Origin of the sequence: Tepidicella xavieri (assembly GCF_004363315.1) — a bacterium.
Classification (GTDB): Bacteria; Pseudomonadota; Gammaproteobacteria; order Burkholderiales; family Burkholderiaceae_C; genus Tepidicella; species Tepidicella xavieri.
This window is the reverse complement of record NZ_SNYL01000011.1, coordinates 69,126-94,314: the sequence shown is the minus strand read 5'-3', so window position 1 is coordinate 94,314 and position 25,189 is coordinate 69,126. Positions and strand designations below refer to the sequence as shown.

The following is a 25,189-nucleotide window of genomic DNA, read 5'->3' as shown; positions in this document are numbered from 1 at the left end:
CTCTCATCTTCGGTGTCTGGTGTCTGGTCGTCGTCGCCGTGGCTCACATGGTACCCGTACCAAGACCGGCCACAGGGGAGTTTTTCAACGGCCTGTTAGCTCAAACGCTTCTGGAACAAGCTGCGAAAGACGGGAAAAATGTCTGCCGGCGTGGCAATGCGCTGCATCGCGAAGCGCTCCCGATGCCGCGGCAGCAAGCGGGCGTACTCCTCCCACAGATTGCGCGGCTGCTCGTCGTTGATCTCGATGTAAGCGTAATACTGGCACAGCGGCAGCAGCGACTCATCGAGCAATTGCCGGCACAGCGGGGAGTCGTCGTTCCAGTTGTCGCCGTCGGAAGCCTGCGCCACATAGACGTTCCAGGCCTGGCTGCCGTAGCGCTCGCGCACGATCTTCAGGGTCAGGGCCAGCGCGCTGGAGACGACCGTGCCCCCAGACTCCCGGGAGTGAAAGAACTCGTCTTCATCCACCTCGGCCGCCTGGGTGTGGTGACGCACGAACACCAGTTCGATACGCTCATAAGTGCGCCGCAAAAACAGGTACAGCAGCATGAAAAACCGCTTGGCGATCTGCTTGCGTTCCTCGTCCATGGAGCCGGAGACGTCCATCAGGCAAAACATCACCGCCTGGGTGGAAGGCTGCGGCACACGCACGCGGTGGGTGTAGCGCAAATCGAACTCATCGATGAAGGGGATGGCCTCCAAGCGGTGGCGCAGCCGCGCCATTTCTTCTTCCAGCTCGCGGGCGCGAGGGTCGCCCTCCCCGCGCTCGGCCACCACCTGCTCCCATTCGGCTTGCAGGGCTTGCAGCCGCTGCTTCAGCGGCGCGCCGTGCGCGATTCGACGCCCCGCCGCTCCGCGCATGCTGCGGCGGATGCTGATGTTGGCCGGCGTGCCAGTTGGGGTGTAGCCAGCGCGCCGGCTCTGGTATTCCTGGATCTGCGCCAGCTGCGTCTTGACGAGGTTGGGCAAAGCCAGGTCTTCGAAGAAGATGTCGAGAAACTCCTCGCGGCTGAGGGTAAAGACGAAGTCGTCCAGGCTTTCGCCGTCGGGGCTGGCCTGCCCGCTGCCGCTGCCCGCCGCCCCCCCACTGGGGCGGTCCAGCTCGTCGCCCGGCACGAAACGGTCGTTGCCGGCATTGACACGCCGCCACACGCCGGGGCGGCCATGGCGAAACTGGGGTTCGGAAATGTCTTTGCCGGTGATGTGCACTTCTTCCCCGGCGTCGATGTCGCGCACGTTGCGCCGGCCAATGGCCTGACGCACGGCATCGCGGATCTGCCCCTTGAACCGACGCAGAAAACGCTGGCGATTGACGGTGCTCTTGTTGCGAGCATCGTGGCGCCGATCGACGATGTGCACCATCTGGCTCATGATCCCTCTCCCCCGGCACCTGCGCGCCACGCCGCATGGGCGGCAGGCGTGCGCCGCCCATGCCCGCCGCGCTCAGGAGGACTTGCGCACCCGCAGATACCATTCGGCCAGCAGCCGTACCTGGCTTTCGGTATAGCCTTTGGCCACCATGCGATTGACGAAGTCCTGGTGTTTTTTCTGCTCCTCGGCGCTGGCCTTGGCGTTGAAGGAAATCACCGGGAGCAGGTCCTCGGTGTTGGAGAACATCTTCTTCTCGATGACGGCGCGCAGCTTTTCGTAACTGGTCCAGCTCGGGTTGCGCCCGTCGTTCTTGGCCCTGGCGCGCAGCACGAAGTTGACCACCTCGTTGCGGAAGTCTTTCGGGTTGGAGATGCCGGCGGGCTTCTCGATCTTTTCCAACTCGTCGTTGAGCGCCTGGCGGTCCAGCATCTCGCCGGTGTTGGGGTCGCGGAACTCCTGGTCCTGGATCCAGAAATCGGCGTAGGTGACGTAGCGGTCGAACACGTTCTGGCCGTACTCGGAGTAGCTCTCCAGGTAGGCGGTCTGGATCTCCTTGCCGATGAATTCGGCATAACGCGGCGCCAGGTATTCCTTGAGGAAGCGGCGATAGCTTTCCTCCACCTCGGGCGGAAACTGCGCCTGCTCGATCTGCTGCTCCAGCACGTACATCAGGTGCACTGGGTTGGCCGCCACCTCGCGGTGGTCGAAGTTGAAAACCTTCGACAGAATCTTGAAGGCAAAGCGCGTGGACAAGCCCGTCATGCCCTCGTCCACCCCGGCGAAGTCGCGGTATTCCTGCAGGCTCTTGGCTTTGGGGTCGGTGTCCTTGAGGTTTTCGCCGTCGTACACCCGCATCTTGGAGTAAATGGAGGAGTTTTCGGGCTCCTTCAGGCGCGAGAGCACGGCGAATTCGGCCATCATGCGCAGCGTATCGGGCGCGCAAGGGGCATGGGCCAGCGACGAGTTGCGAATGAGCTTTTCATAAATGCGCACCTCGTCAGACACCCGCAGGCAGTACGGCACCTTGACGATGTAGATCCGGTCGATGAAGGCTTCGTTGTTGCGATTGTTCTTGAAGGTCTGCCACTCGGCCTCGTTGGAATGGGCCAGGATCGTGCCGTCGAAAGGAATGGCGCCAAAGCCTTCCGTGCCCTTGTAATTGCCCTCCTGGGTGGCGGTCAGCAGCGGGTGCAGCACCTTGATGGGGGCCTTGAACATTTCCACGAATTCCATCAGGCCCCGGTTGGCCAGGCACAGCCCGCCCGAATAGCTGTAGGCATCCGGGTCGTTTTGCGAGTAGGACTCCAGCTTGCGGATGTCGATCTTGCCCACCAGCGAGGAGATGTCCTGGTTGTTCTCGTCGCCCGGCTCGGTCTTGGAAATCGCGATCTGGCGCAGTACCGAAGGGTAGAGCTTGACCACGCGAAAGCGCGTCACATCGCCGCCAAACTCGTGCAGGCGCTTGACGGCCCAGGGGCTCATCACGGCATTGAGGTAGCGTCGCGGAATGCCGTAATCTTGCTCCAATAAATGGCCGTCTTCGTCGGGATTGAACAGGCCCAGCGGCGACTCATGCACGGGAGAGCCCTTGATGGCGTAAAACGGCACTTTCTCCAGCAGCGACTTGAGTTTTTCCGCCAGCGAGGACTTGCCCCCGCCCACCGGCCCCAACAGGTAAAGGATCTGCTTCTTCTCCTCCAGGCCCTGCGCCGCATGGCGGAAATAGGCCACGATGCTCTCGATCGTCTCCTCCATGCCGTAGAACTCGCGGAAAGCCGGGTAAATCTTGATGACCTTGTTGGCAAACAGGCGTGACAAGCGCGGGTCGGTCCGGGTATCGACCAGTTCCGGCTCTCCGATGGCCAGCAGCATGCGTTCGGCCACGCTGGCATAGGCCCGAGGGTCGCGCCGGCACAGTTCGAGGTAGTCCTGCAGCGACATTTCCTCTTCCTGCGTGGCCTCGAAGCGGCTCTGGTAGTGGGCGAAGATGGACATGGCACACCTTCCTTTCTGCAACGGACTCTGGCATCGGATGTTTCCACCATCGACGCCCTTTGGCAACCGGGCTGTGGCACCGACCCGACTGTCCGACAGGGCATGGCGACAAAAGTTCACGCCCCAGCGGCGACGCGGTTACGATGCCGGGATCGGCTGCCCATCGCCCTTGCCCGCAACCTGGAAACGGCGATGGCATGCGTTCCGGGAGGCTTCTTGCCATGCCATGGCCCATCCGACCGCCTCGCCTGAGCCTGGCCCTGCAAGGGGGTGGGGCCCACGGGGCCTTCACCTGGGGCGTGCTCGACGCCCTGCTGGAGCACGGCTGCGCGTTCGATGGCGTCAGCGGCACCAGCGCCGGCGCCATGAACGCGGTGGTGCTGGCCCACGGCCTGGCCGAAGGCGGCCCACCAGCCGCCCGGCAAGCGCTGCGGGCGTTCTGGATGGCCGTGGCCGACAGCCTGCCCTTCGAAGTGGCCCAGCCCAGCGCCGACGGCCGTCGCTATGTGCTCGTGCCAGCCTGGCGGATGCTGCTGCACTGGAGCCAGCACTTCACGCCCGAGCAGATCAACCCCCTGGACCTGAACCCGCTGCGCGACATCCTGCATGCCCAGGTGGATTTCGCGCGCCTGCGCCGCAGCGCCCCGGTGCGGCTGTTCATCGCCGCCACGCACGTCAACACCGGGAAATTGCGATTGTTTCGCACCGCCGAGCTCAGCGCCGACACGGTGCTGGCCTCGGCCTGCCTGCCCATGCTACACCGCACCGTGGTGATCGACGGCGAACCGTACTGGGACGGCGGCTATGCCGCCAACCCAGCCGTCTATCCACTGCTGCACGACTGCAGCGCGGCCGACATCCTGCTGGTGCTGCTGGCTCCCTTGCAGCACCCCGAAACCCCGCAGACCGCGCAGGCCATCCGGCAACGCACCCTGGAACTGGCCTTCCATGCGAATTTCCTGCGCGAAATGCGCATGTACGCCCAATGGCATCGGCACATCCAGGCCACCGCCTGGTGGCGGCGTGGCCCGCTGGAGCGCCGCCTGGCCCGCACCCGGTTTCACCTCATCGAAGCGAGCGACCTTCTGAGCGAACAGCCCGCCGAAAGCCGGCTCGCCGTGCACCGCCGGTTTTTCGAGCAGTTGCACCAACTCGGCCGCGAACGCGCCCTGGCCTGGCTACAAACCCACCGCTCGGCCATCGGACGGCACAGCAGCGTGGACTGGGAGGCCCTGTTTGAGTGAGGGTGGGCCGGGGTCAAGCGATGGCCTGCCTTCAGCCCTGCAGTCGCCGACGGCAAGCATCCACGGCGGCCGTGATCTGCCGCGCCACTTGATGGCGAATCGGCACGCGCTCAAAGCGCTCGCCCAATGCGCTGGCTTGGAGCAACATCCGGTCGATGACCTCTTCCACCCGTTTCCTTGGGATGCCACCTTCCTCCGCCAGACGCAATAAATGCCGGCGTTCGATGGCGGCACCTTCGCCGCAAACGTCCAGGTGATGCTGGCCCATCGGGCCTTCGCTGAAGGTCAGGTCGAATGCCGGCGCCAGACGCCAGCGCCGGTCAGGCCCAAGACGCCACGCGAAGTTCTTGGGATGGTCGTCACGGTTGTGGAAAAGCACATTGAAGACGGCTCGCGCGTAGGCTTTCTCCACTTCGCGCTCGTCGCGCGTCAGGAAACGGGTAGCCCGCAAGAAAGCGGTGTAGTCGGTGGCACCGGGCAGGCGAAAATCCACCTGCAACAATCCAGCCAGACTGTGCACCGGGACACGGTGCCCACCTTCCCGGTCGAAGCGCGCGACGCCGAAGGCGGCCAGTTCAGGGCCAAGGTCGAACCAGCGACTTTCGGGCACATCCAGTCCGCAATCCCGAGCCAGCTCGGCATAGAGCTGCTCGATGACGCAGACCTCCTTGTGTTCGTTCTGCGCCGGGAACTTGACCAGCCAGGGGCTGCCGGGCGCATCTGGACGGGTGCTGACTTGCCCGGTCATTGCATCGTACTGCACCAAGGCTTTGGGTCGAGCCCCTTGCGGTGAGCCGCCGGTGAGCGCGAGCTCGCGCAGGGCTGCCCCCGCCTCGCCCGCGAGCGCGAGACGGCTTTGCTCGGCCAGCGCCAGCAAGGACCAGTCGGGTTCCCGAATGTCAGCGTCGCTGGCCGGAACGAAGCGCAACGCGCCCATCGCGCGCTCGCCAATGAAGGCCAGCCGGTCCAGTGGTCCGGGATGGCGCAAACCCTGTTGACGGAACAAGCGATCCATCAGCAGCAAACCCCAGCCGTCCGGCAGGCTGTCGGCAATCAAGCCGGGGAGGCGATGCAAATGGGCCGGAAAGCCTCCGTAGGCATCGGCGCGCAGCTTGAGGTGCAAAGGCGACAGCTCCAAGCCTTGAGAAAGGGCTTCGGGAACATATTCGAAGAGCAGGGTTTGCCCGTCATCGGCCAAGCGTCCCAACGGCCAGTCTTCTCCCCACCCGCAATAATGCACCGTCAGCCGCTTCATGGTGTTCTCTTGCGCGGCGCGCGCTGGCGCCGATGGGCCAACTCCGCCCGCTCCATCTGGGCGATGGATTGGCGCTTGAGGACGAAAAGATCGTCCAACTCGTCCAGCAAGCCCAGCGCCTGCACGACGCGGACCAGCGTTTCCAACGAGCACTGGCCGTTGCTTTCGAGTTTGCGCAACGCCCCCAGCGACAGCCCAGCCATTTGCGCCAGTTCACGCTGCGTCAGCGCCTGGGCAAGCCGCTGCTCGCGCAGACGCACACCCAGCGCGTGCAGGATTTCAGCGGGAGTCGATAGACAAAAAGTCATTTTTTTGGCTCTTATATATTCAAATCATGACTAAATATCATTTTAATGTCTTTTAAATACAGAATGCGATTGAGTGCTTGCGGCCAAAGCGGCTACTCGGCCGGCAGCCACACCGCTTCCTGTTCGAGCGCCAGTCCGGTTTGGCGCATCTGTTCGATCAGCGGGCCTAATGCCTCCGGCAGTTGTGGCACGGCACGGGTGAACTCGGGCAACGTATCCTGCCACAGCCGCTGGCTGCCATAGCGCGCCAGCTTGCTGGGCCAGTCCGGCATCAGCCAACATTCGCAGGCATCGCCCAACTGTGCATAGAGCCGCGCGAAATTGGCCAGCCCCACACCGTCATAGTCCGGGAACAGCACGACACGGCTGGCGCGTGGGCGCTGCCCCAGCCAGGCGAGTAACCGGCCATCGAGCTGTCCGCCGTAGTACAGCAGGGTGGCTTGCGTTCCCACTGGCAGCCAGTCCGTGCGGTCAAACAGCGCCTGGTTCTCCACCAGCCAGAGCGGCTGCCCGCTTTGCCAGGTATCGCCCGTTTCGATGCACAGGCTGGCAGCGCCGAACTGGTGCGTGAGCTGGCTCAGTGGCAGTTCGCACCCGCGCTCGCCTTGCCGCCAAAGTACCTTTTCGCCAACGGCCTTGAGCAAGGGGTAGTAACACTCATGCTGATGATTGCGCGCTTTGCTGTCGCGCGCGTGGGCGATGTGTTGCGCCCGCAGCGGCAGGTCGTCCGTGGCCAGCATCCCGACTTGGGGGGAGAGTGCGCTCAGATGGATATCGAATAGTCGCGGATCGCTGACACGGTAAACATCACCGCGCCCCTGACGCTGGCAGATTACCGCTCCTGTCTGCCGGGCAAAGCGATCCAGAGCGCTGCGCTGAGCGGCGGTGAAATGGCTGGCCGGCAGGGCTTGTTGGCCATGCAGTTTGAGCAAGGCTGCGCGCAGGGTTCGATCCATGCTCAGGCGTCCAGCGGTTCGATGATCTGCCAGCTATGACGGCTGATCTGGTTGCTGCCGTTGCGCGTGTGAATCGGCACGCAGTAGCGCACGGTCGTCAGCGGCGCGGGTGAGGCAAAAATCAGCGAGAAACCGAACTCCGCCGCCGTGTCGATCAGGCTGCGCTGATTGCGGGCGTCCAGCGCCAGGGCTTCGTCCAGGTAGCAGATGCCCTGGATGGGGCGACGCTGATCCTGCATCAGATGCAGCATCGCCAGCCCCGTCACCAGTTTGGCCATCAGTACGGTGCCATTGGAAGCGGCACTGTCGAGGTCATCGAAGGCTTCCGGCTCGCGATCTGCCTTGCCGACCCAGAAGCGCAGGCGAAACAGGTCGGCCACGCGCAGGCCGTGGCGGGCATTGCCCTCTTCGATCAGCAGGGTCTTGGCGCGATTGATCTGCTCGTCGTCAAGGACGCTCTGCTGGTTGAACAGCTCGAAGGTTTCGCCGCTGTCCACGGTGGCAGCGGTATTGATCAGTAGCTCGATGGCCTCCACCAGCAGGGTTTCGTCCTCGGGTTCGATCTTGAACACGGCCAGGTCGGAGAGTTGTCGGCCGCTGATCTTGCGGTTGAACTCGCGCATCCGGCGCTTGAAGGCAAACAGGCCGTCACGCAGCTCGCGCAGGCAGGCGGCCACATTCACCACCGCCGAGCGTACCTTCTTTTCCAGGGCTTCGGCTTCCTGCGGCAGGTGATGGGCAAATTCAACGAGGCGAGCAATCTCGCTTTCCGGTTCGCCGACAAACTGGTACTTGGTCAATCCGCCGGCATGGATTTCACCCAGCAAATGGCGAATCTGCTCGTCGAGCTCCAGCAACTGGCGGCAGTCAGTCAGATAGGTCTGCAGCCGATCGGCCAGTTGCTCCAGCGCGAACTCGGGCTGGGCCAGCCAGGGGTGGTGTGGCAACTCGGCCAGCCAGGTGAAAGGGCCTTCGTGGTCGATGCGCTGATGACGGCGCTGCTCGATCAGGCGGTGTTGCTGCTGCAGGGCCGCCAAATCTTGTTGCCGCTGCTGCCGCTGCCGATCCCATGCGCGGTGCCGCTCGGCCGACTGCGCCAGACTGGCGTCGAGTTCAGCGAGTTTTTTCGTCAGTGTCTGCAACCGCTCCTCGCGCTCGGCCTCGCTGCGCTGCAAGTCCTGCATGTGCGTGTAGTCCCGCAATTCGGCATCCAGTTCGGCCAGTTGCTGCTCCAGCGCCTGGCGTTGCTGTTTCACGTTTTCCAGCGCCTGGGCGGTGGCCAATTGTTCTTGCAGCTGCGCCTGCTGTTGCTGCAACTCCTGCTGCCATTCGCGCAGTTCCGCCAGGGTCCGTTGCTGATACTGGGCCGGCAGGGCTTCCAGCCGCAGTTGCAGGCCCGGCCAATGGAGTTGACTGGCATTCGTATCGGCCAAGGCCGCCAGCAGGGCGTCACCATCGAGGCGGAAATCCTCGCTGCCCAGGGTCAGTACCGGCTTGGCCAGCACCTTGTTCAGCGCGTTGAGCTGTTCCGCAGATACGACACTGGCCAGTTGCTGATAGAGGTTCTGCCCCTGGGTGCGCAACTCCTGCGTCAGCTGCGCGGATTCCCGTTCGATCCGCGCCAGCTCGCGCTCGATGGCCGCTGGCGTGCGGCTCTGGGCCTGGCCGATCCGTACCACCAGCGCATCGCGCTGCTCCTGCAAATCACGACGATGCTTCTCCAGCATGGATCGATCGGCAATCAAGGCAAAGCGCTGTTGCAGTGCGCGCAATTGCTCGCACTGCGCGATCAGCTGCTTGCGCTCCTGCTCGCATTGATACTGCTCACGTGCCGACTGCATATCCTGTTCGCGCAGGCGGGTTAGCTCGGCATCGCACTGCGCCAGCTCGTGCTGCAAGGTTTGCTGGCGGGTCTCGTAATGCTGTTGCCACTGACCCAGTGCCGCGTCGATCAGGGGGCGCCAGCACAGCCATTTGCCGCGCAACACCAAGCGGGCCTCTTGCTTTTGCTCCAGGTCGTCCAGGGTGGCTCGCAGCCGCACGGCGGCCAGGTACTGGCTGCGTTCGGCGTTGAGGTCGGCAAACGCCTTGTCCCATTCTGCCTTGAAGTCGATGCTGGCATCCGGCAGGTCGCGCCGGAAAATCTGCAGCAGATAGTCCTTGACCTCGCTGGAGCGCAGCTTGTCCAGGCGCAGCGTGCGGGTCAGCACCCGCTGAAACACGCTGGCATCGCCGGCGTGCTCCAGCCGGAAAACGCAGAAATCCTGCTGACTGGCAAGCTTGCGGCTGCGCCCGCCATAGACCATGTCGGCGAATTCGCTGCTGCTGTAGCTGAACACCCGGCGCCCAAAGCTCGCCAGATGGCTGGCCAGTTGCGGTTGCGCTACCAGAGTACCATCCGGCAAGCAAAACTCCTCGACCTTCAGGGGCCCGGCATAGGCGAAATACTCGTACTCGAAGCTCACGCCTTTGCCCACGCAGCCCAGCACCACGGTGCCAGACTCCGGCAGCGACACCTCCAGCAGCACATAGGCGCTGTTGTTGGGGAAATAGAAGCGCCGGCTCTTGTCCACGTCGTGCGCCCCAAAATCCATGCGGCGGCGGTCGATGATCAGCAGGAACTGCAAGGCATTGATCAGACTGGTCTTGCCGGTATTGTTGGGCGCCACCAGCGAGACCGCGCCATCGAGCGGCAGCTCGGCGCGCGAGTAGCCGGCACTGCCCAGCAGGACCAAACGTTGAAAGCCGTACTGCATCAGGCGTTCTCCTCGTCGTCCGGCGCATCCGCCGCCCAGTCTTCCTCGGCTGGCATGTTTGTCACGTCGCCGTCGGTCTTGGCCGTCAACGCCAGGCTTTCGAAATGATCGAGGTAGCGGCACACGGCGGGCAGCAGTCGCCAGCCTGCCGGTTCGGCCACGGCAAAGCCGAGGTTGCAGGCGCGGCCCAGCAGTTCCACCAGGGCGTCGGGGTTGAGGCCCTCGGCATCGAGCAAGTCTTGCTGTTGTTTGTAAACCTCGGCCAGCCAGGCGCTGTCGATCAGCCAATCGGTAAAGCGCTGCAGGGCCTTGCCGGCGTTGGCCTGGGCATCGAAGATCGCCATGAACAGCAAGGCCAGCTGGCGGCTCGTCTTGCCGATGTGGCTGTTGGCCTCGCTGTGGTGAAACCAGGCAAAGCCCCTGGCATCCAGGCGCAGCTCGAACCCCAGCGCGGCAAACAAGCCGACATAGCTGGCCTCGTGCTGCTCCAGCTCTGCCCACAGCGCGGGCTCGGCCATGCGGTTCAGGTGTTTGCCAGAGAGAAACAGGCGGAACAGCTCGGCCAATGCCGGCATTTGCGACAGGGCGGAGGCCAAAGGTTGAGGTGTCGTCATTGGCGGATGCTCACGCGGTGCGGGTGATGCAGGACGCGAATCGTCTGCAGCGTGGTGGCTTCAGGCTGGCTGGCGGCCTCGAACTGCCAGCCGGGCTCATGTTGCAGGTCATGGAACAGGCGCAGCAGGGTGGCATCTTGCAGGTGGGCGTAATGGCGGCGCAGCCAATCGAGCAGATTGTCCACCGGCAGGCTGCGGGCCAGATGCGCGCGAATGGCGGCTTCGTCCACCTGCTCCAGCAACGGCGCGTCATCGCCGGGTTCATCCTGCGGAAAGGCCACCGCCTGCGGCTGGTAATGGCGCGCGGCAGCCATGACCGTCCGTACCTCATCGCCCAATTGCAATTTGAAGCCGCGCTCGTTGCGCCACACAGGCAGCGCCGCGCCATCTGCCGGGCGCGACAGGGCGCGACGCAGGCCGCGTTTACGCACCTGCCCCAACAGCAGGCTGATGGCACTGGTCAGGGCGTTGTGCTGACGCAGCTCTTCGCGCAAGGGCAGCAGGGTATCGGCACACTGTTGCGCCACCAACCGGCCAAAGCGCCGCAGTTCCTTGGCCTGGTGCGCCACCTGCCGCAACTGCAGGCGATGCGAATAGAGCACCCCCTGTACCGACAATTGCTCCAACGCCTGGTCCAGCGCCCGCTCTGCGTCTTCCAGATAGCGGTAGAAGGTGCCCTGTGGGCCGCTGTCCATCATCTGGTTCATCGGCTCCACATAATGATCGTAGGCTTCCAGCACCTCGCGGTAGCGCTGGCTGATCGGCATGCTGCTGTCGGCGCTTTTGGCGTTTTCCGCCAGCTCAAAGAGCGCGTGCCGGTCCTGATCGAGCTGCAGGCTGATCTGGCGAAAGAGTTCTGCCAGCTTGTGGGCGGCCCCGCGCACGCGATCCATGTCGGCGCCGAGCATCCCTTCATGGAGGGCTTCGGTGGCTTCACGGATGGCCACAACACGCGCCTGCAGGACGGCAGCCAGGCCCAGCTCATGTTCACGGGTGAGGCCGCGCACGAACTCCAGCACATAGGCATTGAGCTGCCAATCGCTGCTGCGCGGCAAGGCTTGCAGGATGTCCGCATTGACCAGGGCACGCAGCACCGCCCCCTGCGTTTCGGCATCCCGTTGCCCGGATACCTTGGCAATGCCGTTCAACACCTGATCGCTGGTCAGTACGGCAAACTCGCGCGCCAGCCGCACCAACAGCTCCACGGTGTCCCAGTGGGTGTAGAGCGCGTGGACCAGCGCACGAGGGTTGGCCATGTCAGTTCAGTCTCCCAACACTGAGCGGCGACCAGTGCCTGTCAGTTCCTCCTTCATGAGAAGGTACTGTACCGCGAATCTCGCAACACCTTGCTGCGTCGAGAAAAGAGGCAGCAGCATGGCCTGGCGCCCCTGTTCCAATGAGGGCGTAACAGGGCCAGAGCGGTCAGACGTTGAACAAGAAGTTCATCACATCGCCGTCTTTGACGATGTAGTCCTTGCCTTCGGCGCGCATTTTCCCGGCGTCCTTGGCGCCCTGCTCGCCCTGGTAGGTGATGTAGTCGTCGAAGGCGATGGTCTGGGCGCGGATGAAGCCGCGCTCGAAGTCGCCGTGGATGACGCCGGCCGCCTGGGGGGCCGTGGCCCCGATGGGAATGGTCCAGGCCCGCACTTCCTTGACGCCGGCGGTGAAGTAGGTCTGCAACCCCAGCAGCTTGAAGCCGGCACGGATGAGGCGATTCAGGCCGGGCTCGTCCTGCCCCAGCGCTTTGAGGAATTCCAACCGGTCGGCCTCGTCCATCTCGGCCAGCTCGGCCTCGATCTTGGCGCAAATGGCCACCACCGGCGCGTTCTGCTGCGCCGCATACGCCTGGAGGCGGTCGAGCAGCGGGTTGTTCTCGAAGCCGTCTTCGGCCACGTTGCCCACGAACATGGCCGGCTTGGCCGTGATCAGGCACAGCGGCTTGAGCTGCGCCCGCTCCTGCTCGCTCAAGGCCAAAGTGCGCACCGGCTTGCCCTCGTTGAGCACCGCTTGCACCTTGGTCAGCAGCGCCACCATCGCGCTGGCCTCCTTGTCGTTGCCGCTCTTGGCCGCCTTGGTGTAGCGCTGCAGGGCTTTTTCCACGGTCCCTAGATCGGCCAGACACAGTTCGGTCTGGATGACCTCGATGTCGGCGATCGGGTCCACCTTGCCGGCCACATGGATCACGTTGGGGTCATCGAAGCAGCGCACCACGTTGACGATGGCATCCGTCTCGCGGATGTGCGCCAGGAATTGGTTGCCCAGACCTTCGCCTTTGGATGCACCAGCCACCAGCCCGGCAATGTCCACGAACTCGACGATGGCCGGCACGATGCGCTCGGGCTTGACGATGGCCGCGAGCTGCGCCAGGCGCGGATCGGGCACCTCCACCACGCCCACATTGGGCTCGATGGTGCAAAAGGGATAGTTCTCCGCCGCGATGCCCGCTTTGGTCAGGGCGTTGAACAGGGTGGATTTGCCGACGTTGGGCAGGCCGACGATGCCGCACTTGAGACTCATGTAAGCCTTTGAGGTAACCGAAAAACCCCGGATTTTACCGGCCACCCCCTGCGGCCGGAGCCATTACACTCGGGGCGATGTCCCGCGAGCCTGCCGATGCCCCTGCCCACGGCCTGCCTCCCGACCTGGAGGCAGTGCTCAAGGACGTCCAGACCCAGCTCGATCCCGACCCGACCGAGGGCATTCCGGCGCTGCGCCGCCGCCTGGCCCAGTTGTTGCTCGAAGGCCGGGACGCCCGGGACTTCAGCCGCCGCTTGGCCTTCATCGAAGCCGGTCTGCGCACCATCCTGCGTGCCCGGGAGGACGACACGCTGTTCGTGCTGGTGCAAATGCTGTCGGACCGGCAGTATGGCTACTGCGCGACGCACGCGCTGATGGCCGCCACCACTTGCTTGCTGGTGGCGCCGCTGGCCGAGATCGCCGAGCCGCAGTTGTCATCGCTGGTGCGTGCCGCGCTGACGATGAACATGGCCATGGCGGAGTTGCAGGACGTGCTGGCCCAGCAGGCGCCACAAGCCACGCCGTATCAGCGCGAACAGATCGAGGCCCACCCCACCGAGAGCGCCAACATGCTGCGCGCGCTCGGGATCGACGACCCCCTGTGGCTGGAACTGGTGCAGGACCATCACGAAGCGCCCGATGGCAGTGGCTACCCCCACCACAAGACGGCGCTGACGGTGGCCCAGCAACTGCTGCGCATGAGCGACCTGTTCATCGCCCGCATCAGCCCCCGCGCCTCGCGTCGCGGACTGTGGCCCAACGTGGTGGTGGGCAACCTCTATCTGGAGTCGCAGACGCGGGCCAGCCCACTGGGCGCTTATTTCGTCAGGCAACTGGGCATGTACCCACCGGGCAGCTACGTGCGCCTGAAAACCAACGAAGTGGCCGTGATCGTCAGGCGCGGCGCGCGCGTCAACACGCCGCTGGCCATGGCCATCACCGACCCGGACGGCCTGCTCCTGTCGGCCCCGGGCAAGCGCGACACGCAGCTGCCCATCTATGCCATCCAATCACCCGTCTCGCCAGAGGATGTGCGCATCCGGCTGGACAAGGCCCGGCTGCTGCGCCGGGTCTGATCACCACACGCCCCAGCGCCCCTGGCCGCTCATGCCCTCGTACAGCATTTGGCCGTCGCCTTGGCGCACGATGGCATTCATACCGAAGGTCACAGCACCCATGAGGCGGCGGTCTTGCCGATAGGTCTGCAACAGCGGGCTGACGCGGACGTCTGCCTCGCCCGTGGCGGGATCCACATCGGGGATGCTGCATCGGGCGCAGGGCTTGACGGGCTGCAGCCACACCGCCGGGGCCTGGTCCGCCCCTTGCCCCGGGGTGATGGCGTGGAAATGCAGCGCGGACAGGCGATCCTCGTCATGGGCGTGCAGGCCACCGAGCACGATGTTGGGCCGAAACCGCTCGATGCCCACCGCCGCATGGCCGAGCACGCGCAGGCGCTCGTTGAGCTCGTCGAGCGCGGCCAGCGACAGGATCAGCAAGGGATAGCCGTCGCTGAACTGGTTGGGGGCTTCGATGCCGCCGGTCCAGCGCACGTCCGAGGGCCGGCGGCAGTCGGGGTCGAACCGCACCAGCCGCAGCCGCTGCGCCCGTCCAGGCCGATCGGCCAGCAAAAAATCGGTGAACCACTGGGCCGCCACATCGCCCATGTCGTAGGCATCGACCTCATCGTCCCAGACGCGGACCTTGCAGGCCGACTCCACTCCATCCAGCGCCAGATGCAGCGACAGCATCCCCGGGGCCTTGAGCTCCAGATGCCCCATGCGGAACCGCGGCTGCACCAGAGCCATGCGCGGGAACTCCCGCTGCGAAACGAACTCTCCCCGTTCATCCACCACCATCCACGCCCGGTCCCATTCCAGCCCGGTGTCCAGCAGCTCGATGTGGCGCATGCGGATGCCCGCGCAGGACTTGATGGGGTAAATCCACAATTGCTCGATGGTCAGCGGCACGGGCGCATCGGAAGACGGCAGATCGCTCATGGGCAACATTCCTTTCAGCCGACATTGTGCCGGCAAGCTTCGGCGGCTTGGCAGTCCCCCTACAATTTGGCGATGAGCAGGACATACGACGTGGCGGTTTTGGGCGCAGGCGTGGTGGGCCACACGCTGGCCCTGCTGCTGGCCCGGGACCGATGGCGGGTGGCGCTGGTGCGACGCCCGGCCGGCCCCGCCGGCTCGCCGCCTGACATCCGCGCCTACGCGCTCAACCATGCCTCGCGAGCCTTACTGGAGTCGCTGCGGGTGTGGCCCGCCGACCCGGCCGTCACCCCTGTGCGCCACATGTGGGTCGGTGAAGCCGATGCCGATGACCCGGCCGCGCTGCGCTTCGACAGCCCCGACGCCGATGGCGTGCTGTCTTGGATCGTGGACGTGCCCGCGCTGGAGGCCACCCTGGCCCAGGCGCTGCAGTTCCAACCGGGCGTGGACGTGCTCGACACCCCGCCACCCAAAGCCAAGCTCACAGTGATTTGCGAAGGCAAGCGCAGCGCCACGCGCGAGCGGCTGGGGTTTGAATTCGAGGTCAAGCCCTACGCCCACACCGCCGTGGCCGCGCGTCTGCAGTGCGAACGAGCGCACGGCGCGGTGGCACGCCAGTGGTTCCACCAAGGCGACATCCTGGCCTTGCTGCCGATGGAAGGCGAGCAAGGCCGCATGGTGGCGCTGGTCTGGTCCGTCAGCCACGAGCGTGCCCGCGAACTGCTGGGGCGGCCGGCCGAGGCGTTTGCCGAGGCGGTGGCTCAAGCCTGCGACCATGCCCTGGGGGCCATGACCCTGCAAGGCCAACCAGCGGCCTGGCCGCTGGAGCTTTCCCGCGCCCGGCGCTGGGTGCAGCCGGGCGTGGCCCTGGCGGGCGACGCCGCGCACGCCATGCACCCCCTGGCCGGCCAAGGCCTCAACGTCGGTCTGGCCGACGTGGCCGCCCTGGCGCACACCCTGCAGACGCGCGAATACTGGCGCGAGCCCGGCGACTGGCGGCTGCTGCGGCGCTACGAGCGCGCCCGGCAGGCCGATTTTTTGCGCATGGCCGGCGTGACCGATGGGCTCTATGGCCTGTTCGGCCACACCGACGACCGCATCCAGGCCCTGCGGCGCTGGGGCCTGCGCCGTTTCAACGAACTGCCCTTGCTCAAGCAATGGGCCATCCGCCAGGCCACCGGCCAGGCGGCCCTCCACCCGACCCGGAAACCCTGACATGCCTCATCCCGTTCGCATGGCCTCATGGATCGGCGGCGTGCTCGCGCTGGCCCTGCTGAGCAGCGCCTGCACCCCCAGCGCCGCCAACGAAGCCACCATCCGCAAGAACCTGGCCGAGCGCCTGCCCAACCTGCCCCCGATCGAGGAAGTCCGCCCCACCCCCATGCGCGGGTTGTTCGAAATCCGCATCAACGGCGCCGACATCCTCTACACCGACGCCGAAGGCAACTACCTGATCCAGGGCACGCTGATCGACACCCGCGCCCGCGCCAACCTCACCGAGCAACGGATCGACCAGCTCACCGCCATCGCATTCAGCGACCTGCCACTGGCCGACGCCTTCACCACCGTGCGCGGCAATGGCCAGCGCAAGATTGCCGTCTTCAGCGACCCGAATTGCGGCTTCTGCAAGCGGCTGGAGCGCGACCTGCTCAAGCTCGACAACATCACCGTCTATACCTTCCTCGTGCCCATGCTGGGGGCAGACTCCCAGGTCAAATCGCGCAACATCTGGTGCGCCCGCGACAAAGCCGCCGCCTACAACGACTGGATGCTCAACGGCGTCACGCCACCGAACGCGAGCTGCGACACCGCCGCCCTGAACCGCAACCTGGAGTTTGCCGCCAAGCACCGCATCACCGGCACCCCCACCAGCTTCCTGAGCGACGGCACCCGCGTCGTCGGCGCCGACTTCCGGCGCATCGAGCAAGCCCTGTCTTCGGCCCGATGAAACAGCCACCGGCCATCCGCTACCGCGTCGAGGCACTCGACCCCCACGCCCACCTCTACGGCATCACCCTGGAAGTGGACCGCCCCGCGCGGATCACCACCGTCAGCCTGCCGGTGTGGATTCCGGGCAGCTACCTGGTGCGGGAATTCGCGCAGCACTTGCAGCGCCTGCACGCCTGGGCCGACGGGCACATCACCCCGGCGCGGCAGCTCAGCAAGAACACTTGGCGCCTCAGCCTCCCGAAAGGCACCCGGCTGCTGCGACTGCGCTATGAGGTGTACGCCTTCGATCCCTCGGTGCGCACCGCTTTCCTCGACGCCTGCCGTGGTTTTTTCAACCCGACCAGCCTGTGCCTGCGGGTCCATGGCCGCGAAGCCGAACCGCATGCGCTGGACGTGGCCCCACCCGGCCACGCCGCCGATTGGGAACTCGCCACCGCGCTGACCCCGCTGAAGGCGCGCCGCAACGGCTTCGGCCACTACATCGCGCAAGACTATGACGAGCTGGCCGACAGCCCGGTAGAGATGGGCCGTTTCTGGAGCGGTCGTTTCAAGGTGCGGGGCGTGCCCCATCGCTTCGTGGTCAGCGGTGCCCCCGCAGGGTTGGACGGCGAACGGCTGCTGCGCGACACGGCCCGCATCTGCGAAGCGGCCATGGCGCTGTGGCACGGAAACGAGGCCCCGCCCTTCGACCGCTACCTCTTCATGCTCCACGCGAGCGCCGACGGCTACGGCGGCCTGGAGCACCGGCACTGTACCGCGCTGATCTGCCAGCGCGGCGACCTGCCCCTGCTGCCTGACACGGGCGCTGCGCTGTCGCCCGGCAATGGCATGGCCGCCGAGCCCCGCCTGAAAGCCACCGACGGCTACACCAGCCTGCTCGGCCTCATCAGCCACGAATACTTCCACACCTGGAACGTGAAGCGGCTGCGCCCGCACGAGTTTGCCCGCTACGACTACGAGCAGGAAAACTACACCCAGCTGCTGTGGTTCTTTGAAGGCTTCACCAGCTACTACGACGACCTGCTGCTGCACCGCGCCGACCTGATCGACGACGCCACCTACCTGCAACTGCTGGCCAAAACCATCAACCAGGTGCTGCAGACGCCCGGCCGACAGGTGCAGAGCGTGGCCGAGGCCAGCTTCGACGCCTGGATCAAGTACTACCGCATCCACGAAAACACCCCCAACGCCACGGTGAGCTACTACACCAAGGGCGCGCTGGTGGCGCTGTGCCTGGACCTCACGCTGCGGCAGGAGGGCCACACCACGCTGGACGCGGTGATGCGTGCGCTGTACGAACGCTGCGCCGGCGGCCCGATGCAGGAGGCCGATTTGCTGGCCGTGCTCAAACGGCTGGGGCGGCGCAGCTACGCCCGAGAAATCGACGCCTGGGCGCATGGCCGCGACGAGTTGCCGCTGCAAGCCTTGCTGGAAGCGCACGGCGTGGTCTGGCAGACCGAAGCCGCCCCGCTGGCACAGCGGCTGGGCCTGCGGGTCAGCGAAACCGACGGCCTGGTGCTGAAGAACGTGCTGCGCGGCGGCGCGGCCGAAGCCGCAGGCATGGCCGCTGGCGACGAATGGCTGGGCGTGGAGCTGCCTGGATCGGCGCAGGGCTCGGCCAGCGGCTGGCGCGTTCGCAAGCTCGACGACGTGGCGCTGCACATGCGTGGCCAGAATCAATGCACCGCACTGGTGGCGCGCGATGGCCGGCTGCTGCGCTGCCCGCTGTCATGGCCTCCAGCGGCCCGCACCGTGCGCCTGAGCGCGGGGGAGCTGGCCGCTCACTCCCCCTTGAAAACCGGGGTACGTTTTTCCAGAAAAGCTGTCACGCCCTCGAAGTAATCGTGGGTGCGGCCCAGCGCGGCCTGCAAGTCGCGCTCCACGTCGAGGTGCGCGTCGAAGCTGCGCGTGCCGGCCTCGCGCAACAGGCTGCGCGTGGCCACCAGCGCCCGGGTCGGCATCTGGGCCAGGCGCTGGGCCATCGCCAGCGCCGCCGCCAAGGGGTCATCGGCCACGTCCCAGATCAGGCCCCATTCCTTGGCCTGCGCGGCGGGCAGCTTGTCGCCGGTCATGGCCAGCGCCATCGCCCGGGCCAGCCCCAGGCGCTCCACCAGCAGCCAGCTGCCACCGGCATCCGGGATCAGGCCGATCTTGCTGAACGCCTGCACGAAACTGGCGCCCGGCGCGGCGATCGCGATGTCGCACGCCATGGCCAGCGATGCGCCAGCACCCGCGGCCACGCCATTGACGGCTGCAATCGTGGGCATGCGCAGGTTCATGAACGCGCGGGCGGTGGGATTGAAGCATTGCTCGATCACCGGCCCCGGATTGGCCCGCTCCATCAGCCCCTCTCCGGGGGTGAAGTCCAGCTCGGACAAATCCAGTCCGGCACAAAAGCCGCGCCCCGCGCCGGTCACGACCAGGGCGCGCAAGGCGGCATTGGCTTCGGCATGACGCAGCGCTGCCTGCAAGGCACCGTGCATGCCGCGGGTGAAGCTGTTGAGCGCTTGCGGACGGTTGAGCGTGACCACCGCCACCGCCCCTTGCTCTTCATAGAGAATGCCTTGCTCGGCCCAGGACTGCACATCGTTCATGGTGTCTCCAAAGTTGTCAGCGGTCCGATTTTGCACCCAAGCTGGCCGGCTTCGTGCGCGCCAGCGGCGCTATAGTGCAAGCTTTGCATCCCCCACATACCGCGGAGACTGACCCATGAGCACCACGCCCGAGCTGATCCTGGTACGCACCGAAGGCCGCGTCGGCATCATCACCCTCAACCGCCCCAAGCAACTCAATGCGCTCAACGACCAGCTGATGAACGAGCTGGGCGCCGCGCTCAAGGCGTTCGACGCCGACGACGGCATCGGCTGCATCATCCTGACCGGCAGTGAGAAAGCGTTTGCCGCCGGCGCCGACATCGGGGCCATGGCCACCTACACCTTCGCCGACGTGTACAAGGGCGACTACATCACCCGCAACTGGGAAACCATCCGCAGCATCCGCAAGCCCATCATCGCGGCCGTCAGCGGCTTTGCGCTCGGTGGCGGCTGCGAACTGGCCATGATGTGCGACTTCATCATCGCGGCCGACAACGCCAAATTCGGCCAGCCCGAGATCAAACTCGGCATCATCCCCGGCGCGGGCGGCACGCAGCGCCTGCCGCGCGCCGTGGGCAAGAGCAAAGCCATGGACCTGGCCCTGACCGGCCGCATGATGGACGCCACCGAGGCCGAACGCGCCGGGCTGGTCAGCCGCGTGGTGCCGCTGGACAAGCTCATGGACGAGGCGCTGGGCGCGGCATTGACCATCGCCGGCTTCTCGCAGGTGGCGGTGATGGCCGCCAAGGAGGCCGTGAACAAAGCCTTCGAAGGCACCCTGGCCGACGGCGTGATGTTCGAGCGCCGCCTGTTCCACGCGCTGTTCGCCACCGCTGACCAAAAAGAAGGCATGGCCGCGTTTTTGGAGAAGCGGGCGCCGAACTTCACCCACCAATGAGCGTCTGCGTCCCGGCCCGGGCCTGACGGAGCGACGCCATGAGGGGGCGAGGGTTCTCGATGCTGTGGGCGGCTGTGGTGCTGGCCTCCGCCCAGGCCGAGCCGCCCCCGCTGTTCGATGCCCACTCCCATTACACCGCCGCCGACGCACGCCAGTGGGATGCGGCCGCCATCATGGAGTGGCTCGATGCCGCCGGCGTATCCCACGCAGCAATCTCGGGCACCCCTTGGCCGCTCGCCCGAGAGCTGCACGCCCAGGCCCCCACACGCATCATTCCCCTGCTTGGGGTGTACGAGTCCGAAGCCGATAAAGCCCGCTGGATGCACGACCCCACGCTGCCCAGCCGCGTGGCGGCCCTGCTCGCCCACGGCCACTGGGCCGGCATCGGCGAACTGCACCTGTTTGCCCGAGACGCCGGCAGCGACGTGTTCGCCGAGTTGGTGCGGCTGGCCGAACGCCATGGGCTGATGCTGTTGCTCCACGGCGACGAACAAATCGTCGATCGCGCCTTCGAGGTGGCGCCTGACGTGCGCGTGCTGTGGGCGCATCTGGGCACGGTGCCCGAGCCCGACGTCATGACCCGCGTGCTGCAACGCCACGCCGAACGGGCATTGTGGATCGACACCTCGGTGCGGGATGACCGCATCGCCCCTGGCGGCCGGCTTCGGCCCGAATGGCGGCACGTGTTCGAAACCCATCCGGAGCGCTTCGTCGTGGCCATCGATGCGTTCAGCCCCCGTCGTTGGGAACGCTACGGCGAGATCGCCCAGCATATCCGCCAATGGACAGGCGACCTGCCGCCAGCGATACAAGATCGGCTGCTGCGGCGCAACGCCGAAGACCTTTTCGCCCCCTGGCTGAGCCGCCAACGCTAGAATTTGCGCCATCGAAAACTTGCTATAATCTTGGTCTGTTTGGCGCTTTAGCTCAGCCGGTTAGAGCGACGGAATCATAATCCGCAGGTCCGGGGTTCGAATCCCTGAAGCGCCACCAAATTTCCGAGCCCGCAAGCCTCACGGTTCTGCGGGCTTTTTGTTGTGACCTCAGCAGGTAGGTGCCGCCTGTGCAGGCCGGCGGGCATTGACGAACGCCACCAGCGAAAGCATCAGCGGCACTTCCACCAGCACCCCCACGACGGTGGCCAGCGCGGCGCCGGAATGCAGGCCGAACAGGGAAATGGCCACGGCCACCGCCAACTCGAAGAAATTGGAGGTGCCGATCAGGCAGGCCGGGCCTGCCACCGGATGGGGCAAGCGCAGCCAGCGCGCGCCCCACCAAGCCAGAAAGAAAATGCCATAGGTCTGTAGCACCAGCGGCACGGCGATCAGCCCGATGACGCCCGGTTGCGCCAAAATCGTTTCGGCCTGGAGGCCGAACAGCAACACCACGGTGGCAATCAGCCCTGCCACCGACCAAGGCTTGATGCCGCGCACGAACGCCTCCAGCGCCTGTGGCGAGCGGCGCAACAGCGCCCGCCGCGTCGCCAAGCCGGCCAGCAACGGCAGCACGACGTACAGCAGCGTGGACAGGAACAAGGTTTCCCAAGGCACGGCCAGGTTCGTCACGCCCAGCAGCAGCGCCGCAATCGGCGCGAAGGCGAAGATCATGATCACGTCGTTGATCGAGACCTGCACCAGCGTGTAGTTCGCATCGCCTCTGACGAGTTGGCTCCACACGAACACCATGGCGGTGCAGGGCGCCACGCCGAGCAGAATCATGCCGGCGATGTATTCGTTGGCCGACTGCGGGTCCACCCAGGGGGCGAACAGATGGTGGAAGAACAGCACCCCCAGGCCCGCCATGGTGAAAGGCTTGATTAGCCAGTTGACGGTCAACGTGAGCGCGAGGCCCTGGGGCCGCTTGCCCACGTCCTTGATCGCCGACCATTCGATCTGGATCATCATCGGATAGATCATGACCCAGATGAACACCGCCACCACCAGGTTGACGTGGGCGTATTCCAGCGCCGCCACCGTCTGGAACACCCCCGGCGCCATCCAGCCCAGCCCCACGCCGGCCAGCATGCCCAGGCCCACCCAAACGGTCAGATAACGCTCGAAAATGCCCATGCTGCACCCTTCAGCACCCGCAGCCGCTCGAAGCGGTCAGCGGCACGGCGAGGCACGGCTCGCCGCCACAGCAGTTCTCGGTAAGGAAGCCCAGCAGGGTGTTCATGGTGTCCACGTCGGCGCGGTAGATGAGGTGACGGCCATCCCGCTGGGCATAGGCCAGACCGGCTTGGCTGAGTTCTTTCAAGTGAAACGACAGGGCGGTGGGCGCGGCATTCAACGCCTCGCTGAGTTGGGTGGGCGTGAGCCCTTGCGGCCCAGCCACCACGAGTTGCCGGAAAATCCGCAACCGCGTCTCCTGCGCCAGTGCGCCCAGGGCCTTGATGACTTGCGCTTCGGTCATGGCTGCGTGGCTTTGACGGTCGGCGCTCCGTCCCCGGTGGCGCGCGAGGGCAAATTGAGCGTGCCCACCCAGCACAACAGCAGCATCACGGCTGAGCCGATGAGCGCATAGAGCAGTCCGCCCCACTGGTACAGCAGCCCTGAGAGCAACGTCCCGATGAAGCGCCCCAGGGCATTGGCGGCGTAGTAAAAGCCCACGTCCTCGGCGGCTTTTTCCGAGCCGGCGTAGGCCAATACCAGGTAGGAGTGGACCGAGGAGTTGACCGCGAACGCGAAACCGAACACCCCCAGGCCCAACACCACCACCCATTCGAGCCGGGGCACGTCCAACCACACCAGCGCGGCCAGAGCCACGGGCACCACCGCGAGCAGGGCCGACCACAGGCGCGCGGCGGGCACTTCGCGGCTCAGGCCGTCGGCACTGCGGCGCACGATCTGCGGCGCCAAGGCCTGCACCACGCCGTAGCCGATCGTCCAGGCGGCCAGAAAGGAGCCGACCATGGTGAAGGTCCAGCCCACCGAGTACAGAAACACCGGCACGCCCACCACGAACCACACGTCGCGCGCGCCAAAGAGCGCCACGCGAGCGGCGGCCAGCGCGTTGATGCCGGGGTTCTTGGCAAACAGTTCCTTGGCGCTTTTCGAAGCCTTGCTCTTGCCCATCATCGGTGGCAACGAAAGGACCACCCCCACCAGCACCACGCCCAGCAAGCCGGCCATCAGCCACAGCGCGCCCTGAAAGCCCACCGTCTGCAGCAGCACGCCGCCCAGGAAAAAGCCGAAACCCTTCATGGCATTCTTGCTGCCGGTGAAGAAAGCCACCCACTTGAACAGCTGGCTGTGGCCTTCACCGCCCTGGGCCTTGGCCTCGGCCTGGGTGACCTTGATGGCGGACTTGCTGGCCGTCTTGGTCAGGTCCTTGGCCACGCCGCAGATGCCCTGCGCCACCACCACCCACGCCACCGAAAGGGCCACCGTCCAGGACGGATCCAGCATCGACAACAGCGTGAACCCGGTGATCTGCGTCACCAGCCCGACCGTGAGCATGCGTGCGATGCCAAAGCGCGTGGCCAGCCAGCCGCCGATGAGGTTGGCCAGGATGCCTGCCGCCTCGTACAGCAGGAACAGAAAGGCCAACGTGAACGGCGAGTAGCCGAGCTGGTAGAAGTGCAGCAGCACCAGCATGCGCAGCGCGCCATCGGTGAGGGTGAAGCCCCAGTAGGCGGCGGTGACGATGCCGTAGTTGCGCAAGGCGTGGTTCATCGTCAGAGACCTTGGGCTTCCATGTGCTTGGCCAGGTCCACCATGCGGCAGGCGTAGCCCATCTCGTTGTCGTACCAGGCGTAGACCTTCAGCAGCGTGCCGTCGGTCACCATGGTGGAGGGGGCATCGACGATGGAGCTGCGCGTGTCGCGGGCATAGTCCACGCTCACCAGCGGGCGTTCTTCGTAACCCAGAATGCCCTTGAGCGGCCCCTCGGCGGCGGCCGCCTTGAACAGGGCGTTGACCTCGGCCTCGGTGGTGGCGCGCTGCAGCTCGAACACGCAGTCGGTGAGCGAAGCGTTGAGCACCGGCGCACGCACCGCGTGGCCGTTGAGCTTGCCTTTCAGCTCGGGGTAGATCAGCGCAATGGCGGTGGCGCTGCCGGTGGTGGTGGGGGCCAGGCTCAACATGGCGCTGCGGGCGCGGCGCAAATCTTTGTGCGGCGCGTCCACCACCACATTGGTGTTGGTCGGGTCGTGGATGGTGGTGATCTGCCCGTGGCGAATGCCCAGCGCCTCGTGCACCACCTTCACCACCGGCGCCAGGCAGTTGGTGGTGCAACTGGCCGCGGTGACGATGCGGTCCTTGGCCGGATCGTAGAGTTGCTCATTGACCCCCACCACGATGTTGAGCACGCCACCCGTCTTGACCGGCGCGGCGACGATGACGCGCTTGGCTCCACGGTCCAGATGGCCCTGCAAGGTGTCGGGCGTGAGGAATTTGCCGGTGCACTCCAGCACCACATCCACGCCCAGGTCGCCCCACGGGATGTCGGCCGGGCTGGCGTGACTGCTGAACGCGATGCGCTGCTGGCCAATGACGATGGCGTCGTCACCCTCGGCGCGGATGGGCTCGCGCCACTTGCCCTGCACCGAATCGAAAGCCAGCAGGTGGGCGGTGGCCGCCGCGCCGCCCTTGAGCTCATTGACGGCCACCACCTCCAGGCGGTTGCCGGCGCGCGGGTCGTCTGCCGGCCGCTCGGCCGCGCCCATGGCTGCGCGCAATGCCAGGCGCCCGATGCGCCCCATGCCGTTGATACCGACTTTCATGGGTTTCTCCTT

The 25,189-nt window shown here is 65.6% G+C and carries 22 protein-coding genes and 1 tRNA gene; 8 read left to right on the top strand and 15 right to left on the bottom strand.

Features of this window, described 5'->3' with window-relative positions; translation table 11 throughout:
- Positions 1–95 precede the first annotated feature (95 nt).
- Together DFR43_RS10040 and DFR43_RS10035 are read right to left on the bottom strand one after the other, a co-directional pair.
- Positions 96–1,364, bottom strand: coding sequence for a YeaH/YhbH family protein (locus DFR43_RS10040; RefSeq protein ID WP_133598240.1), 1,269 nt, complete (start codon positions 1,362–1,364; stop codon positions 96–98).
- Positions 1,365–1,445: 81 nt separating this feature from the next.
- Positions 1,446–3,368 (bottom strand): PrkA family serine protein kinase, encoded by a 1,923-nt coding sequence (locus tag DFR43_RS10035; RefSeq protein ID WP_133598228.1) that lies wholly within the window; start codon positions 3,366–3,368, stop codon positions 1,446–1,448.
- A 221-nt stretch (positions 3,369–3,589) separates the two neighbouring features.
- Here DFR43_RS10035 and DFR43_RS10030 point away from each other — a divergent pair, with 221 nt between their 5' ends.
- Entirely contained in the window at positions 3,590–4,612 is a 1,023-nt protein-coding gene (locus DFR43_RS10030; RefSeq protein WP_133598226.1) for a patatin-like phospholipase family protein, read from the top strand.
- Between the two features lie 31 nt (positions 4,613–4,643).
- Here DFR43_RS10030 and DFR43_RS10025 read toward each other — a convergent pair whose 3' ends face one another.
- The 7 genes from DFR43_RS10025 to ychF form a co-directional block, all read right to left on the bottom strand.
- Entirely contained in the window at positions 4,644–5,867 is a 1,224-nt protein-coding gene (locus tag DFR43_RS10025) for a type II toxin-antitoxin system HipA family toxin (RefSeq protein ID WP_133598224.1), read from the bottom strand.
- Positions 5,864–6,175, bottom strand: a complete 312-nt coding sequence (locus tag DFR43_RS10020; RefSeq protein ID WP_133598222.1) for a helix-turn-helix domain-containing protein — start codon at positions 6,173–6,175, stop codon at positions 5,864–5,866. Before DFR43_RS10020 ends, DFR43_RS10025 begins: the two co-directional genes overlap by 4 nt.
- A gap of 92 nt (positions 6,176–6,267) precedes the next feature.
- On the bottom strand, positions 6,268–7,131 hold the full coding sequence (locus tag DFR43_RS10015) for a DUF7281 domain-containing protein (protein WP_133598219.1): 864 nt from the start codon (positions 7,129–7,131) through the stop codon (positions 6,268–6,270).
- Between the two features lie 2 nt (positions 7,132–7,133).
- Positions 7,134–9,887: a hypothetical protein gene (locus tag DFR43_RS10010; RefSeq protein ID WP_133598218.1), complete on the bottom strand. Its 2,754-nt coding sequence runs from the start codon at positions 9,885–9,887 to the stop codon at positions 7,134–7,136.
- Entirely contained in the window at positions 9,887–10,501 is a 615-nt protein-coding gene (locus DFR43_RS10005; RefSeq protein WP_133598215.1) for a condensin complex protein MksE, read from the bottom strand. Before DFR43_RS10005 ends, DFR43_RS10010 begins: the two co-directional genes overlap by 1 nt.
- Positions 10,498–11,757, bottom strand: coding sequence for a hypothetical protein (locus DFR43_RS10000; protein WP_133598213.1), 1,260 nt, complete (start codon positions 11,755–11,757; stop codon positions 10,498–10,500). The genes DFR43_RS10005 and DFR43_RS10000 overlap by 4 nt, the downstream gene beginning before the upstream one ends.
- Positions 11,758–11,923: 166 nt before the next feature.
- Positions 11,924–13,018, bottom strand: coding sequence for a redox-regulated ATPase YchF (ychF, locus tag DFR43_RS09995; protein WP_133598211.1), 1,095 nt, complete (start codon positions 13,016–13,018; stop codon positions 11,924–11,926).
- A 77-nt stretch (positions 13,019–13,095) separates the two neighbouring features.
- Between ychF and DFR43_RS09990 the strand changes: the two genes are divergently transcribed.
- Positions 13,096–14,094 (top strand): HD-GYP domain-containing protein, encoded by a 999-nt coding sequence (locus DFR43_RS09990; protein ID WP_133598209.1) that lies wholly within the window; start codon positions 13,096–13,098, stop codon positions 14,092–14,094.
- Here DFR43_RS09990 and DFR43_RS09985 read toward each other — a convergent pair whose 3' ends face one another.
- A complete protein-coding gene (locus tag DFR43_RS09985; RefSeq protein ID WP_133598207.1) occupies positions 14,095–15,015 on the bottom strand; it encodes an MOSC domain-containing protein in 921 nt (306 codons plus the stop codon).
- A gap of 72 nt (positions 15,016–15,087) precedes the next feature.
- Between DFR43_RS09985 and DFR43_RS09980 the strand changes: the two genes are divergently transcribed.
- From DFR43_RS09980 to DFR43_RS09970, 3 genes are read left to right on the top strand one after another with little or no spacing between them, the layout of a single operon-like run.
- On the top strand, positions 15,088–16,227 hold the full coding sequence (locus DFR43_RS09980; RefSeq protein WP_133598205.1) for an FAD-dependent monooxygenase: 1,140 nt from the start codon (positions 15,088–15,090) through the stop codon (positions 16,225–16,227).
- Between the two features lies 1 nt (position 16,228).
- Positions 16,229–16,960, top strand: a complete 732-nt coding sequence (locus DFR43_RS09975; protein WP_425471088.1) for a DsbC family protein — start codon at positions 16,229–16,231, stop codon at positions 16,958–16,960.
- Positions 16,957–18,804, top strand: coding sequence for a M61 family metallopeptidase (locus DFR43_RS09970; protein ID WP_133598204.1), 1,848 nt, complete (start codon positions 16,957–16,959; stop codon positions 18,802–18,804). The genes DFR43_RS09975 and DFR43_RS09970 overlap by 4 nt, the downstream gene beginning before the upstream one ends.
- On the opposite strand, the gene DFR43_RS09965 is transcribed toward DFR43_RS09970, so the two are convergent.
- A complete protein-coding gene (locus tag DFR43_RS09965) occupies positions 18,744–19,556 on the bottom strand; it encodes an enoyl-CoA hydratase-related protein (protein WP_133598202.1) in 813 nt (270 codons plus the stop codon). The two genes, DFR43_RS09970 and DFR43_RS09965, sit on opposite strands and share 61 nt — an antisense overlap.
- Before the next feature lie 115 nt (positions 19,557–19,671).
- Between DFR43_RS09965 and DFR43_RS09960 the strand changes: the two genes are divergently transcribed.
- The 3 genes from DFR43_RS09960 (at position 19,672) to DFR43_RS09950 (ending at position 21,447) form a co-directional block, all read left to right on the top strand.
- Entirely contained in the window at positions 19,672–20,454 is a 783-nt protein-coding gene (locus DFR43_RS09960) for an enoyl-CoA hydratase (protein WP_133598200.1), read from the top strand.
- A gap of 38 nt (positions 20,455–20,492) precedes the next feature.
- Positions 20,493–21,329: an amidohydrolase family protein gene (locus DFR43_RS09955; RefSeq protein WP_133598197.1), complete on the top strand. Its 837-nt coding sequence runs from the start codon at positions 20,493–20,495 to the stop codon at positions 21,327–21,329.
- Positions 21,330–21,370: 41 nt separating this feature from the next.
- A tRNA-Met gene (locus DFR43_RS09950) sits at positions 21,371–21,447 on the top strand.
- A 50-nt stretch (positions 21,448–21,497) separates the two neighbouring features.
- Here DFR43_RS09950 and arsB read toward each other — a convergent pair.
- Genes arsB through DFR43_RS09930 form a run of 4 tightly spaced genes read right to left on the bottom strand, consistent with a single transcriptional unit; the run spans position 21,498 to position 25,177 of the window.
- A complete protein-coding gene (gene arsB / locus DFR43_RS09945) occupies positions 21,498–22,523 on the bottom strand; it encodes an ACR3 family arsenite efflux transporter (RefSeq protein ID WP_133598195.1) in 1,026 nt (341 codons plus the stop codon).
- A gap of 10 nt (positions 22,524–22,533) precedes the next feature.
- Positions 22,534–22,866: an ArsR/SmtB family transcription factor gene (locus tag DFR43_RS09940; RefSeq protein WP_133598193.1), complete on the bottom strand. Its 333-nt coding sequence runs from the start codon at positions 22,864–22,866 to the stop codon at positions 22,534–22,536.
- Positions 22,863–24,128, bottom strand: a complete 1,266-nt coding sequence (arsJ, locus tag DFR43_RS09935) for an organoarsenical effux MFS transporter ArsJ (RefSeq protein ID WP_133598191.1) — start codon at positions 24,126–24,128, stop codon at positions 22,863–22,865. The genes DFR43_RS09940 and arsJ overlap by 4 nt, the downstream gene beginning before the upstream one ends.
- A gap of 2 nt (positions 24,129–24,130) precedes the next feature.
- Complete coding sequence (locus tag DFR43_RS09930; RefSeq protein WP_133598189.1) at positions 24,131–25,177, bottom strand: ArsJ-associated glyceraldehyde-3-phosphate dehydrogenase; 1,047 nt, start codon at positions 25,175–25,177, stop codon at positions 24,131–24,133.
- Positions 25,178–25,189 lie beyond the last annotated feature (12 nt).